Here is a 12,995-nt window from a genome sequence, read left to right as displayed (position 1 = left end):
TCCCGCTGCAGGCATGCGAAAATCACCACCGCACGCAACAGGACACATCGCCACGCATGAGTCGCATCGTCGCACTGGATACCGAAACCACCGGCATCTCCCACCGCCTGGGGCACCGGGTGATCGAAATCGGTGCCGTCGAACTGATCGATGGCCAGCTCAGCGGCCGCCAGTTCCACACCTACCTGCAGCCGCAGCGCAGGGTCGATTGGGGCGCACAGCGCGTGCATGGCATCAGTGATGCGATGCTGGTGGGCAAGCCACTGTTTTCCAGCAAGGCCGCCGAACTGCTGGACTTCCTGCGCGGCAGCGAGATGGTCGCGCACAACGCCACCTTCGATGTGGGCTTCCTGGACAACGAGCTGCGTCTGTCCGGTATCCCCGGCACGCTGGCCCAGCACTGCCGCATCACCTGCAGCCTGAAGCTGGCGCGCGGGCGCTGGCCGGGCCAAGGCAACAAGCTGGATGATGTGCTGCAGCGCCTGCGCATTCCCAGCCAGCGCGGCCTGCACGGCGCGCTCAAGGATGCCCATCTGCTGGCGCAGGTGATTCCGCACCTGCGCTGAGGTCTGGCCGCTGTTACACCGGCCGCAACCAGCGCTCGATCATTGCCACGCCACGTGCCACTCCGTCCTCATGGCTCATCGCCGCGCCCAGGGCCGCCGCGCGTGCGCGTGTTGCGTCGGTTTCAGCGAAGGTGATGGCTGCCGCCAGCGTTGCTGCATCCAGTCGCTTCGGTGACAACGGTGCCGGTGCCACGCCCAACCGATGCAGGCGATCGGCCCAGAAGAACTGATCCGCGGCGAACGGCATCACCAGCGAGGGAATGCCGGCGCGGCAGGCCGAATGCGTGGTGCCACTGCCACCATGGTGGATGGCGAGTGCGCAATGCGGGAACAGTGCTTCGTGTGGCGTCGGGCCGAGCACGAACACATCTGCTGGCAGCGCGCCCGTCGGCAGCCCGGCCCACCCCGGAAACAGCAGCACCCGACGCGGCGCCAGCGCCTGCAGCAGGGCCGGCAGCACGCGCTCGCGATCAAACCCGGTCATGCTGCCAAAGCCCAGGTACACCGGCGGCGGCCCGGCATCGAGGAAGGCCTGCAGATCGACCGGGGGCGTCCACGGCGCATCAGGAAGCCGCCATTGGCCACAGACGATGTGGTCGGCCGGCCAATCCGCCGGTGGCGGCAGCAGCTGCGGCGAGATGCCATAGAGCATCGGCAGGCCGGGCCACAGCGAGCGGCGCGGCGATTGCCCTGACTGCTGGCGTGCCGCGTTGATCGGCCGACGGAACTGGCGCCAGATCAGGCCGTTGACCCACCCATAGCTGGCGCGGTTCAACCAGCCCGGCGAGCGTCCCGGTGGCAGGAACGGAGAGCGGAAGGCCCGCGTCGGGGTGAGCGGGATCATGCCGGTGCCGATGACCGGCATTCCGCGGCGTTCGCCCACGCTCATGCCGACAAAGGCCGCCAGGCCACCGGTCAGAATCGCATCGCAGCCTTCTGCGGCCGCATCGGCCTGGCGCATCCAGCCGCTGACATGCTGCAGCGCCATCCGTGCCAGACCGGAACTGGCGGCGGCAACACCGTTGCCACGCGACACCAGGGCGACCACTTCGTCATGGATGTCACCTTCAAGGGCCGCATGGGGCACATCCAGGGCCTGCGCGCTGCCCAGGGTGCCGCCATCGGCAAGCAGTGTCACCTCGTGGCCTGCGCCGATCAGCCCATGGCAGAGCATGGCCAGGGGCCGCGTATCGCCTTCGGTTCCGTAGGTCAGGGCCAGCAGCCGCATGGAAAGCTCCGCAGTGATCCGGGCCAGTATGCCGGTTGGCGGGCTCCCGGCCCTGCCGGTTCAGCCGCAGCCTGTGGGTAACTTGCGCAAGTGCTTGAACCCGTGCATAATGCGCGGCTCGCTGTGTCCGGTTTTCTACCGGGCGGCGCCCCCGGGAGCACGTCCCCGGCCGCCCAACGCCAGCGTAACCCTTTGATTCTCTTGACGTGTGGTGGGCAACCATCGAGGCCGCCGTCGCCCGGGCTACGGGCTGACAACTACTACTATCGAGGTGCGCAATGTCCCGCGTATGCCAGGTTTCCGGCAAGCGAGTGCAGACGGGTAACAACGTCTCGCACGCCAACAACAAGACCCGTCGTCGTTTCCTGCCGAATCTGCACGAGCGCCGTTTCTGGGTGGCCAGCGAGAACCGCTGGGTCAAGCTTCGTGTTTCCGCGCATGCACTGCGCACCATCGACAAGAACGGCATTGATTCCGTTCTGGCTGAGCTGCGTGCGCGCGGCGAAAAGGTCTGAGGAGTAAAGCATCATGGCAGGCAAGCGCGATAAGGTCCGTATGATTTCCTCGGCCGGTACCGGCCACTTCTACACGACCGACAAGAACAAGAAGAACACCCCGGGGAAGATGGAATTCCTGAAGTACGATCCGGTCGTGCGCAAGCACGTCCTGTACAAGGAAGGCAAGATCAAGTAATCCGCAAGGATTGCTGGTCCCCGCGAAGAAACCCGCCATTGTGGCGGGTTTTTTCATGTCTGGCATCCAAGTGGTGGTGCCGATCGTTGGTCGGCACGCTGTTCCCACACCCGGTGGCTGCCAACCTTGGCCGACACGCTGTCCCCGTGCTCGGTAGGTGTCGACCTTGGTCGACACGCGGTCCCCACCCCCGGTAGGTGCCAACCTTGGTTGGCACGCTGCTTCAACGCAGTCGAGCGCGGCTCGACTCTATAAAGGCCGCTGGGCAGAATGGCCCATCACCTCCCGACGGGCGACACGATGCTGTTCGAGTGGTTGCTGGGTTCCTACCTGCTGCTGATCGACTGGCTGATCCGGCTGGTCGCGCTGTGCTGGATTCCCACCCGCACCACGCCTGGCGCGGCGCGCAGCTGGCTGCTGCTGGTCGGCTTCGTACCGCTGCTGGGCCTGCCGCTGTACCTGCTGTTCGGCCACCCGTGGCTATCGCGCGAGCGCATCCGCCGCCAGGCCGAGGCCTCGCAGGTCATCCGCGAGGAGCAGGCGCTGCAGCATCGCCTGCGCTGGACACCGCAGCCGGACACCGCCAGCGCCGAAATCGTGCCGCTGGTGCAGCGCCAGGGCGATTTCATGCCGGTGCACGGCAACGCCGTCGACCTGCTGACCGACTACGACGAATCGCTGCACACGCTGATTGCCGATATCGACCAGGCCGAAGACCGCGTGCACCTGCTGTACTACCTGATGTTCGACGACGCGGTCGGCGAGGCCATTGTCGAGGCCCTGCAGCGAGCGGCTGCACGTGGCGTGCAGTGTCGCGTGCTGCTCGACGCGGTGGGCGCCAAGCGTGGCCTGCGCGCCTATCGCAAGCGCCTGCAGGCGCGCGACATCGAAGTGCGTGCGATGCTGCCCGGTGGCCTGCGCTGGCGCCGTAGCGGGCGCATGGACCTGCGCAACCACCGCAAGATCGCGGTGATCGACAACGAAGTGGCCTATGTCGGTTCGCAGAACCTGGCGGGCCCGCAGTTCGTGCCGGGCCACCCGAACCGCGAGCTGGTGGCGCGCGTGCGCGGCCCGGCGGTGGCGCATCTGGAAGCCGTATTCGCCAGCGACTGGTACATGGAGACCGGCCAGCGCCTGGATGTGATCACCGATGTGCCCGAATGCGGCGACGACATCGCCACCCAGCTGCTGCCCAGCGGCCCGGCCTACCCGTACAGCAACGCGCGCGACGCGGTTGCGGCGCTGATCCACCTCGCACGGCGCCGGCTGGTGATGGTCACCCCGTACTTCGTGCCTGACGAAGCCACGCTGAGTGCGCTGCGTATCGCCGCATTGTCCGGCGTGCAGGTGCAGCTGATCCTCTCGGCCAGCAACAACCAGCGGCTGACCTCGTGGGCGCAGGAGGCGTACTACGACGAACTGCTGCGCTGTGGCGTGCGCATCGCGCTGTACGAGCCGCAGTTCCTGCATGCCAAGCACATGAGCGTGGACGAGGACATCGCCGTGCTCGGCTCGATCAACATGGACATCCGCTCGTTCGCGCTGAATGCCGAGATCGGCCTGGTCTGCTACGACCGCGCGCTGGTGCAGCAGCTGTGTGCGATCGAGGATGGCTACCTGCGCGAGTCGCGGCAGCTGGACCTGCAGCAGTGGCGCAGTCGCCCCACGTGGCGGCGCAGCCGCGAAGGCATCGCACGGCTGGCCGATGCGTTGATGTGAGCGGAGCGCGCAACCGGCGGGGTAGATGCAAGCGGCAGGGGGGATGCAACCGATGGGGTGGATGCAACCGGCGGGGTAGAGTCGACTGTTAGTCGACTGCTCTTGCGACAAAATCCCGCGCTGCGCGCGATAGTCGACTAACAGTCGACTCTACCCTGTCACTTCCGACGTTTCAGTCATTCCCGTCATTACAGCGGTCGTTCCCGCCCGCTTCGGCAACCCGGCCCGTCATCGCCGATGGCCTACAATCGGCGCATGACTGATTCACCGCGTAATGGCGAACTGGACCTGGCGATCATCGGTGGTGGTGCGGCCGGGGTGCTGGTGGCGATCCAGGTACTGCGCCAGGCCCAGGCGCCGCTGGTGCTGGCCATCTTCGAACCGGCTTCGCAGCTGGCGCAGGGCATCGCCTATGCCACGCCGTGGCCGGAGCACCTGCTGAACGTGCCGGCGGCGAAGATGAGTGCGTTTGCCGACCAGCCTGGCGATTTCCTCGACTACCTGATGGCCGCCAACGCCTACCCGGGCGAGGCGCGCGAGGTGCTGGGCGAGCGTTACGTGTGCCGCCACTACTTTGCTGCCTACCTGCAGCAGCGCCTGCAGGAGGCCGCCGCGGCGAGCCCGGCGCAGCTGCAGGTGATCGCGCAGCCGGTACTGGGCCTGCAGCCGGATGACCACGGCTACCAGCTGACACTCGGCGATGGCAGCACGCTGCATGCCGCGCAGGCGGTGCTCGCCACCGGCAACAGCATGCGACCGCTGCCGGTGGCTGGTGCCGACGCACTGCCCGCCGATGACGTGATCGAGGCCTGGGACTACGACGGTGTGCGTACCCTGGCCGGCGACCAGGCCGTGGCCATTGTCGGCTCCGGCCTGAGCATGGCCGACACCGTGCTGGCGCTGGTCGCCGCCGGTCATACCGGCCCGCTGCATGTGATCTCGCGCCACGGGCTGCTGCCGCTGCCGCATGCGCATGGTGGCCTGCCCACGTTCGACCCGGCTGCGCTGCTGCCGATGAGCCTGCGCCAGCGCCTGCGCGCGTTGCGCGGGTTCGCGCGCCAGGCGCAGGCCGACGGCCTGCCGTGGCAGGGCGTGATGGACCGCATCCGTCCGCACGGGCAGGCGCTGTGGTGCAGCCTCGACGCGGCCGACCAGCGCCGCTTCCTGCGCCATGTGGTGCGCTACTGGGACGTGCATCGCCACCGCATCGCCGAAGAGGTCGACGCACAGCTGCAGGCGCTGACCGAAAGCGGCCAACTGCGCATTCACCGGTCCCGCCTGCAATCCGTCGGCCGCGAAGGCGATGCCCTGCGGCTGTCGGGTCGCGATGCCAACGGCAATGAACAGCACTGGACGATCGGCGGTGTGGTCAACGCCACCGGCGTGGAAATCCGCGCCAGTGCGTTGCGCAATCCGTTGCTGCAGCAGCTGCAGGCCGATGGCCTCGCTCGCCCCGGCCCGCATGGGCTGGGCCTGGACAGCACGGTGCCGGGCGACCGCCTGCGCAGCGCCAGTGGCCAGCCGCAGGCACGGCTGGGCGTGCTCGGCAGCCTGCGCATCGGCAGCCTGTGGGAAAGCCTGGCGGTGCCTGAACTGCGTCAGCAGGCACAGGCACTGGCCACCCAGGTGGTCGCAGGAGCCGCGACGGCGATGCCGTAAAATGGGGGCATGGATGTCTCCCACCTGCTTGATGGCCTGAACCCGGCCCAGCGCGAAGCCGTCTCCGCTCCTCCCGGCCACCACCTGGTGCTGGCCGGTGCCGGTTCCGGCAAGACCCGCGTACTCACCCACCGCATCGCCTGGCTGCATGAAGTCGATGGCGTGCCGACCCACGGCATTTTCGCGGTGACTTTCACCAACAAGGCGGCCGGCGAGATGCGCCACCGCATCGACGCCCAGCTGCCCCATGGCAGCCGCGGCATGTGGATCGGCACCTTCCACGGCCTGGCCAACCGTCTGCTGCGCCTGCACTGGCAGGACGCGAAGCTGCCTGAAGGCTTCCAGGTGATGGACTCGGACGACCAGCTGCGGCTGGTCAAGCGCGTGGTACAGGCACTGGAACTGGACGACGGCAAATACCCGGCCAAGCAGATCGCGTGGTGGATCAACGCGCAGAAGGACGAAGGCCGCCGCCCGCAGCACATCCAGCCCGAACCGCACGACGCGTGGCTGGAAACCATGCGCCAGGCCTACATCGAGTACCAGGCACGCTGCGACCGCGCCGGGCTGGTGGACTTCGCCGAGCTGCTGCTGCGCGCGCACGAACTGCTGCGCGACAACCCGGCGCTGCTGGCGCACTACCGCGCCCGCTTCCGCGAAATCCTGGTGGACGAGTTCCAGGACACCAATGCCATCCAGTACGCCTTCGTGCGCGTGCTGGCCGGTGATTCCGGCCACGTGTTCGTGGTCGGCGACGATGACCAGGCCATCTACGGCTGGCGTGGTGCCAAGGTCGAGAACGTGCAGGGCTTCCTGCGCGACTTCCCGGGTGCGCAGACCATCCGCCTGGAGCAGAACTACCGCTCCACCGCCAACATCCTCGGCGCCGCCAACGCGGTGATCGCGCACAACCCGGACCGCATCGGCAAGCAGCTGTGGACCGACAGCGGCGACGGTGAACCGATCGACCTGTACGCGGCGTATAACGAGATGGACGAGGCGCGCTACATCGTCGAGCGTGCCCGCCAGTGGGTGCGCGACGGTGGCAGCTACACCGAAGTGGCCGTGCTCTACCGCAGCAACGCACAGTCGCGCGCGCTTGAAGAGGCGCTGCTGAGCGAACAGGTGCCCTATCGCGTGTACGGCGGCATGCGCTTCTTCGAACGTGCCGAAATCAAGGACGCGCTGGCTTACCTGCGCCTGCTGTCCAACCGCAACGATGACGCCGCCTTCGAGCGCGCGGTCAACACGCCTACCCGGGGCATCGGCGACCGCACGCTGGACGAAGTGCGCCGCGAGGCGCGTGCGCAGGGCATTTCGTTGTGGGAAGCGACGATGCTGGTCACTCAGGGCAGCGCGCTGGCCGCACGTGCGCGCAATGCACTGGCCGGCTTCCTGGGGCTGGTCAACGAGCTGCAGGCCCAGACCGTGCACATGACCCTGGCCGAGCGCGTGGACCACGTGCTGGCCCGCTCGCAGCTGCGCGAGCACTGGAGCAAGGAAAGCCGCAATTCGCTGGATTCGGAATCGCGTACCGACAACCTCGACGAACTGGTCTCGGTCGCCTCGCGCTTCGTGCGCCGCGCCGACGACGTCGAGGAAGTGGGCGAGGACATGGACGAGCTGGTCGCGTTCCTGGCCTATGCCGCGCTGGAGGCCGGTGAAGGCCAGGCGCAGGCCGGCGAGGACGGTGTGCAGTTGATGACCCTGCACTCGGCCAAGGGCCTGGAATTCCCGCTGGTGTTCCTGGCAGGCATGGAAGACGGCCTGTTCCCCAGCGCACGTTCGCTGGAAGAAAGCGGGCGGCTGGAGGAAGAGCGTCGCCTGGCCTACGTCGGCATCACCCGCGCGCGCCAGAAGCTGGTGCTGAGCTACGCCGAATCGCGCCGCATCCACGGCCAGGACAACTACAGCCTGCCGTCACGCTTCCTGCGCGAGATTCCGCGCGAACTGCTGCACGAAGTGCGCCCGAAGGTGCAGGTCTCGCGGCCGGCATCGATGGGCGCCAGCCGGGTGATGGGCCATGCTTCGATCGAGGCGCCGCCAGTCAAGCTCGGCGCGCTGGTTACCCATCCCAAGTTTGGCGAAGGCATGGTGACCGACTACGAAGGCAGCGGCGCACACGCCCGCGTGCAGGTCGAATTCGCCGACGCCGGCAGCAAGTGGCTGGTGATGGCCTACGCCAACCTGACGGTGATCTGATCACCGTCGAGGGGGCGGGAATTCCTGTAGAGCCGAGCCATGCTCGGCTGCTTTTACCGCCAAAAGCAGCCGAGCATGGGCTCGGCTCTACAATAGGTGGCACTTCTACCAGGACCGCTCCCATGACCGAACCCACGCTGCACGTCACCGTGAAGTTGAATGCCCGGCTGCAGCCGGAGCATCGCCACGAACTGTTCGAGGATCCGCTCGACGCGCTGCTGCAGGCGGCCCAGGTGGGCGAGCTCACCGGCGGCGGCACTGCGATGTCCGATCTGGGTGAGGCCGAATACGGCGACATCGAAGTGGCGCTGGTCGATGCGGGTGGCGTGCCGAAGCTGATCGACCTGCTGGAGCAGCTGGGTGCACCGAAGGGTTCGCAGCTGCAGGGGGCTGGCGAGGCCGACCGCAGCTTCGGCGTGACCGAGGGGCTGGGCATCTATCTGGATGGCCTGAACCTGCCGGACGAAGTCTACGAACAGTGCGATTCCAACCACGTGTTCGAGCAGCTGTCCGAGCGCATTGATGGCCTTGGCGAGATCTGCAGCTGGTGGCAGGGCCCGACCGAGACCGCGCTGTACATGTACGGCCAATCGTTCGAGGCGATGCGCGATGCGATTGACGAGTTCGTGGCCAGCTACCCGCTGTGCCAGAATGCGCGCATCGTGCAGATCGCCTGAAGGTAGGGGCGCTGTAGAGTCGAGCAAGCTCGACTCTACGGCAGCAGGTTATCGGCCGGCTGACTGCCGGGCGTTGTCGCGCAGCGCCATGTCCTTGCCGATCTGGTAGCCGCCGAACAGCACCGCCAAGGCGATGATCGCGGCGACCATGATGGACTTCTGGGAACTCCAGACGGGCGGCTTGTCGTCCTGCATGTCGGTCGTCCTTGGGCGCGGCAGTGCGCCGCCCGCCGAGCATGCGCCGCCCGACCGGTGCGTGCAAGCGGGCGGTGCGCACGCCCCTGCGCGGCGCCGGATTGATCCTGCTCAAGGCGTGGCCTGCACATCCGGTGTGTAATGGTGTTGTTCCCATCTGGCAGACCGCCACGGAGCCCCACCATGTACAAGCGCATCCTGATTGCCACTGACGGGTCCGAGCTGGCCGACAAGGGCCTGGCCAAGGGCCTGGAGCTGGCCAAGGACCTCAATGCCGAGGTCGATATCGTCACTGTTTCCGAGCCGTGGGCCGTCGGCATGTATGACGCCATGGGCTGGAGCGTGGGCTACATGAACAGCCCGGAATACAAGGCCGACCGCGAGGAAGGCGCGCAGAAGGTGCTGCAGCCGGCGCTGGCCAAGGCCGCCGAGCAGGGCATCACCGCCAACCCGGTGCACGTGCTGGACCGCTACGCGGCCGACGGCATCATCGAGACGGCGGCCGAGCGCAACAGCGACCTGATCGTGATGACCTCGCATGGCCGCCGGGGCGTGACCCGCGTGCTGCTGGGCAGCCAGACCGCCGAGGTGCTGGCGCGCAGCACGCTGCCGGTGCTGGTCATCCGCTGATCCACACCCACTGATCCAAGCGTTCCCGGGGAGGGGACCCGACGCCGGCCGCAGGATGCGCGCCGGCGTTGCTTTTTTGTCGGGGATCGGGGGGCGGATCCACGCATGGCGTGGATCTACTGATAGGCGGTCACCCACGCATGGCGTGGATCCACGTTCGTTGTCCCGGTAGATCCACGCCATGCGTGGATGGGCCGTGCCGATGGCCTTGAGGGGTCAGAGCCCTTTCCTGTGGAGAGGGATCCGACCCCGGTCACCTCACCAGCTGTACAGCTTCCAGTACACCGGCGACACGCCATCCTTGTCGTTGTCGAATCGGCCATCGCCGTTCTTGTCATACATGTAGAACGGGGCACCGCGCGACGGGGTCACCTTGACCATGCGCAGCTGGCCGGACACACGGTATTCCTCGATGACATCGCCGTTGTCCATGGTGCGCTTGGAGACATCGGCGCCCTTGACGTCCACCGGGGGAGCACCTGCGCCACCCATGCTGGCGCAGCCAGCGAGCAGGAGCAGGGAAGCCAGCATCAGGGTCTTCATCGGCGGGGGCCTTTGCCTGGAGAGAGCCCTGATTATGCCCCATCGCCAGGTGCGGGCCGTGTCGTCGCGCTGCAGGCACGGGCGCGTAGAATCGGCGCATGAGCAGATTAGTCCTGATCGACGGGTCCAGTTACCTGTACCGCGCGTTCCACGCGCTGCCGCCCCTGTCCAATGCACAGGGTGAGCCCACCGGCGCGCTGTTCGGCGTGGTCAACATGCTGCGTTCGACGCTGAAAGAACGCCCGGCCTACGTCGCGTTCGTGGTCGATGCGCCCGGCAAGACCTTCCGTGACGACCTGTACGACCAGTACAAGGCCAACCGCCCGCCGATGCCCGATGAGCTGCGCAGCCAGGTCGAGCCGATGTGCCGCATCGTCGAGGCGCTGGGCATCAGCATCCTGCGCATCCCTGGCGTGGAAGCCGACGATGTGATCGGTACGCTGGCGCTGCAGGGCCTGGCGCAGGACCTGAAGGTGACCATCTCCACCGGCGACAAGGATTTCGCCCAGCTGGTGCGGCCGGGCATCGAGCTGGTCAACACCATGACCGGCAGCCGCATGGATTCGGATGCGGCAGTGATGGAGAAGTTCGGCGTGCGCGCCGACCAGATCATCGACCTGCTGGCGCTGATGGGCGACTCGGTCGACAACGTGCCGGGCGTGGAGAAGTGCGGGCCGAAGACCGCCGCCAAGTGGCTGGCCGAGTACCAGCACCTGGACGGCGTGATGGCAGCCGCGCCGACCATGAAGGGCAAGATCGGCGAGAACCTGCGCGCTGCACTGGGACGCCTGCCGCTGAACCGCGAGCTGGTGACCATCCGCACCGACCTGGCGCTCGAGGCCAGCCCGACCAGCCTGGCGCTGCGCGAGCAGGACGTGCCGGAGCTGACCGAACTTTATACGCGCTACGGCTTCACCCAGGCGCTGAAGGAACTGGGTGCGCCTGTGCCGGCGCCGGCAGTGGCCAGCGAGGCCACCCCGAGCCTGCGCGGTACCGCGGCCGGCTTCGCGCGGGGCAGCGCCGAGGCACCGGCAGCGGACACGCTGGATCCGGCGCTGGCCGCACCAGGTGAGTACGAGACCGTGCTGACCGCCGAGCAGCTGCAGGCCTGGGTCGAACGCCTGCAGCAGGCCGACCTGATCAGCTTCGACACCGAGACCGACGCACTGGATGCGATGCGCGCGCGCCTGGTCGGCATCAGCCTGGCGGTCGAGCCGGGCAGGGCGGCCTACATTCCGGTCGGCCACGATTACCCGGGTGCGCCGGCCCAGCTGCCGATGCAGCAGGTGCTGGACGCACTGCGCCCGGCGCTGCAGGACCCGGCGAAGAAGAAGCTGGGCCAGCATGGCAAGTACGACCTGCATGTGCTGCGCCGCCACGGCGTGGACGTGCAGGGCTACCACGACGACACCATGCTCGAGAGCTTCGTGCTCAACTCCACCGCCACCCGCCACGACATGGATTCGCTGGCCCTGCGTTACCTGGGCTACAGCACCATCAAGTTCGAGGACGTGGCCGGCAAGGGCGCCAAGCAGATCCCGTTCTCGCAGGTGGGCATCGACGAAGCCAGCCGCTATGCGGCCGAAGACGCCGACATCACCCTGCGCCTGCATCGCGCGCTGCAGCCGCAGCTGCTGGCCGAGCCGGCGCTGGACAGCGTGTACCGCGACATCGAGATGCCGCTGGTGCCGGTGCTGGCCAGCATCGAAGCCAATGGCGTGCGGATCGACACCGACGAACTGCGCCGGCAGAGCCAGGACCTGTCCTCGCGCATGCTGGCCGCGCAGCAGAAGGCCACCGAGCTGGCCGGCCGCAGCTTCAACCTGGATTCGCCCAAGCAGTTGCAGGCGGTGCTGTTCGACGAGTTGAAGCTGCCGGCGGTGGTGAAGACCCCGAAGGGCCAGCCCAGCACCAATGAAGAGGCGCTGGAGGCGATTGCCGACCAGCATGAACTGCCGCGGGTGATCCTCGACTACCGCGGATTGGCCAAGCTGCGCAGCACCTACACCGACAAGCTGCCGGAGATGGTCAATCCGGACACCGGCCGGGTGCACACCAGCTACCACCAGTCCGGCGCCGCTACCGGCCGCCTGTCCTCGTCGGACCCGAACCTGCAGAACATCCCGATCCGCACCGAGGACGGTCGTCGCATCCGCCGCGCGTTCATCGCCCCGGAAGGCTGCCAGCTGCTGGCCGCCGACTATTCGCAGATCGAGCTGCGGATCATGGCGCACCTGTCCGAGGACCCGGGCCTGGTGCGCGCCTTCGAGCAGGGTGCCGACGTGCACCGTGCCACCGCCGCCGAGGTGTTCGGGCGCACGCTGGAGGAGGTGACCCCGAACGAGCGCCGCGCCGCCAAGGCGATCAACTTCGGCCTGATGTACGGCATGAGCGCCTTCGGCCTGGCCCGCAACCTGGGCATCGACCGTGGCCAGGCGCAGGACTACGTGGCGCTGTACTTCAGCCGCTACCCGGGCGTGCGCGACTTCATGGAGCGGATGCGCCAGCAGGCCCGCGACCAGGGCTATGTGGAAACCCTGTTCGGCCGCCGCCTGTACCTGAACGACATCCACGCCCGCAACCAGGGCCTGCGTGCCGGGGCCGAGCGCGCCGCGATCAACGCGCCGATGCAGGGCACAGCCGCCGACATCATCAAGCGCGCGATGGTGGATGTGGACCAGTGGCTGCGCGACAGCGGGGCACCGGCACGGATGATCCTGCAGGTGCACGATGAACTGGTGTTCGAAACCGAAAGCAGTTTCGTCGAAGACTTGCGCTTGCAGGTGGTGGAACGCATGTCGCAAGCGGCCAAACTGCGGGTGCCGCTGGTGGTCGATACGGGCGTCGGCAGCAACTGGGATGAAGCGCACTGACCGCATTCCG

General features: G+C 67.4%; 12 protein-coding genes. 9 read left to right on the top strand and 3 right to left on the bottom strand.

Annotation, left to right across the window (positions count from 1 at the left end):
• Positions 1–56 precede the first annotated feature (56 nt).
• On the top strand, positions 57–566 hold the full coding sequence (dnaQ, locus tag BN1263_RS02045) for a DNA polymerase III subunit epsilon (protein WP_058979216.1): 510 nt from the start codon (positions 57–59) through the stop codon (positions 564–566).
• A 13-nt stretch (positions 567–579) separates the two neighbouring features.
• Here dnaQ and BN1263_RS02040 read toward each other — a convergent pair whose 3' ends face one another.
• The gene (locus BN1263_RS02040; protein ID WP_058979213.1) at positions 580–1,794 is read right to left on the bottom strand and encodes a glycosyltransferase; all 1,215 of its coding nucleotides are present in this window, start codon (positions 1,792–1,794) and stop codon (positions 580–582) included.
• 278 nt (positions 1,795–2,072) lie between these two features.
• Here BN1263_RS02040 and rpmB point away from each other — a divergent pair, with 278 nt between their 5' ends.
• From rpmB to BN1263_RS02010, 6 genes are all read left to right on the top strand, one after another.
• Positions 2,073–2,309 carry a 50S ribosomal protein L28 gene (rpmB, locus tag BN1263_RS02035; protein ID WP_005411638.1) on the top strand — a complete coding sequence of 79 codons (237 nt, stop codon included), beginning with the start codon at positions 2,073–2,075 and terminating at the stop codon, positions 2,307–2,309.
• Positions 2,310–2,319: 10 nt separating this feature from the next.
• The gene (gene rpmG, locus BN1263_RS02030; protein ID WP_169411268.1) at positions 2,320–2,487 is read left to right on the top strand and encodes a 50S ribosomal protein L33; all 168 of its coding nucleotides are present in this window, start codon (positions 2,320–2,322) and stop codon (positions 2,485–2,487) included.
• 300 nt (positions 2,488–2,787) lie between these two features.
• Complete coding sequence (cls, locus tag BN1263_RS02025) at positions 2,788–4,206, top strand: cardiolipin synthase (RefSeq protein WP_058979211.1); 1,419 nt, start codon at positions 2,788–2,790, stop codon at positions 4,204–4,206.
• A 237-nt stretch (positions 4,207–4,443) separates the two neighbouring features.
• A complete protein-coding gene (locus BN1263_RS02020; RefSeq protein WP_058979209.1) occupies positions 4,444–5,865 on the top strand; it encodes an FAD/NAD(P)-binding protein in 1,422 nt (473 codons plus the stop codon).
• A 9-nt stretch (positions 5,866–5,874) separates the two neighbouring features.
• Positions 5,875–8,067: a DNA helicase II gene (gene uvrD / locus BN1263_RS02015; protein WP_058979206.1), complete on the top strand. Its 2,193-nt coding sequence runs from the start codon at positions 5,875–5,877 to the stop codon at positions 8,065–8,067.
• Positions 8,068–8,189: 122 nt separating this feature from the next.
• The gene (locus BN1263_RS02010; RefSeq protein WP_058979204.1) at positions 8,190–8,744 is read left to right on the top strand and encodes a hypothetical protein; all 555 of its coding nucleotides are present in this window, start codon (positions 8,190–8,192) and stop codon (positions 8,742–8,744) included.
• 48 nt (positions 8,745–8,792) lie between these two features.
• On the opposite strand, the gene BN1263_RS20655 is transcribed toward BN1263_RS02010, so the two are convergent.
• A complete protein-coding gene (locus BN1263_RS20655) occupies positions 8,793–8,939 on the bottom strand; it encodes a hypothetical protein (protein WP_186008945.1) in 147 nt (48 codons plus the stop codon).
• Positions 8,940–9,122: 183 nt separating this feature from the next.
• Here BN1263_RS20655 and BN1263_RS02005 point away from each other — a divergent pair, with 183 nt between their 5' ends.
• Entirely contained in the window at positions 9,123–9,569 is a 447-nt protein-coding gene (locus BN1263_RS02005) for a universal stress protein (protein ID WP_005420335.1), read from the top strand.
• 258 nt (positions 9,570–9,827) lie between these two features.
• On the opposite strand, the gene BN1263_RS02000 is transcribed toward BN1263_RS02005, so the two are convergent.
• The gene (locus tag BN1263_RS02000) at positions 9,828–10,112 is read right to left on the bottom strand and encodes a DUF2782 domain-containing protein (RefSeq protein WP_005411628.1); all 285 of its coding nucleotides are present in this window, start codon (positions 10,110–10,112) and stop codon (positions 9,828–9,830) included.
• Between the two features lie 98 nt (positions 10,113–10,210).
• Here BN1263_RS02000 and polA point away from each other — a divergent pair, with 98 nt between their 5' ends.
• Positions 10,211–12,985: a DNA polymerase I gene (gene polA, locus BN1263_RS01995; RefSeq protein ID WP_058979202.1), complete on the top strand. Its 2,775-nt coding sequence runs from the start codon at positions 10,211–10,213 to the stop codon at positions 12,983–12,985.
• Positions 12,986–12,995: the final 10 nt, after the last annotated feature.

The sequence above is a fragment of the Stenotrophomonas thermophila genome (assembly GCF_001499715.1).
Classification (GTDB): Bacteria; Pseudomonadota; Gammaproteobacteria; order Xanthomonadales; family Xanthomonadaceae; genus Stenotrophomonas; species Stenotrophomonas hibiscicola.
Note: the sequence above shows the minus strand (reverse complement) of the source record. Positions and strands in the feature narration are given on the sequence as shown.

What these genes read in the sequence shown, in the direction of transcription:
- dnaQ (WP_058979216.1), top strand. Translation starts at nt 57, where the DNA reads ATGAGTCGCATCGTCGCACTGGATACCGAAACCACCGGCATCTCCCAC.
- BN1263_RS02040 (WP_058979213.1), bottom strand. Translation starts at nt 1,794, where the DNA reads ATGCGGCTGCTGGCCCTGACCTACGGAACCGAAGGCGATACGCGGCCC.
- rpmB (WP_005411638.1), top strand. Translation starts at nt 2,073, where the DNA reads ATGTCCCGCGTATGCCAGGTTTCCGGCAAGCGAGTGCAGACGGGTAAC.
- cls (WP_058979211.1), top strand. Translation starts at nt 2,788, where the DNA reads ATGCTGTTCGAGTGGTTGCTGGGTTCCTACCTGCTGCTGATCGACTGG.
- BN1263_RS02020 (WP_058979209.1), top strand. Translation starts at nt 4,444, where the DNA reads ATGGCCTACAATCGGCGCATGACTGATTCACCGCGTAATGGCGAACTG.
- uvrD (WP_058979206.1), top strand. Translation starts at nt 5,875, where the DNA reads ATGGATGTCTCCCACCTGCTTGATGGCCTGAACCCGGCCCAGCGCGAA.
- BN1263_RS02010 (WP_058979204.1), top strand. Translation starts at nt 8,190, where the DNA reads ATGACCGAACCCACGCTGCACGTCACCGTGAAGTTGAATGCCCGGCTG.
- BN1263_RS20655 (WP_186008945.1), bottom strand. Translation starts at nt 8,939, where the DNA reads ATGCAGGACGACAAGCCGCCCGTCTGGAGTTCCCAGAAGTCCATCATG.
- BN1263_RS02005 (WP_005420335.1), top strand. Translation starts at nt 9,123, where the DNA reads ATGTACAAGCGCATCCTGATTGCCACTGACGGGTCCGAGCTGGCCGAC.
- BN1263_RS02000 (WP_005411628.1), bottom strand. Translation starts at nt 10,112, where the DNA reads ATGAAGACCCTGATGCTGGCTTCCCTGCTCCTGCTCGCTGGCTGCGCC.
- polA (WP_058979202.1), top strand. Translation starts at nt 10,211, where the DNA reads ATGAGCAGATTAGTCCTGATCGACGGGTCCAGTTACCTGTACCGCGCG.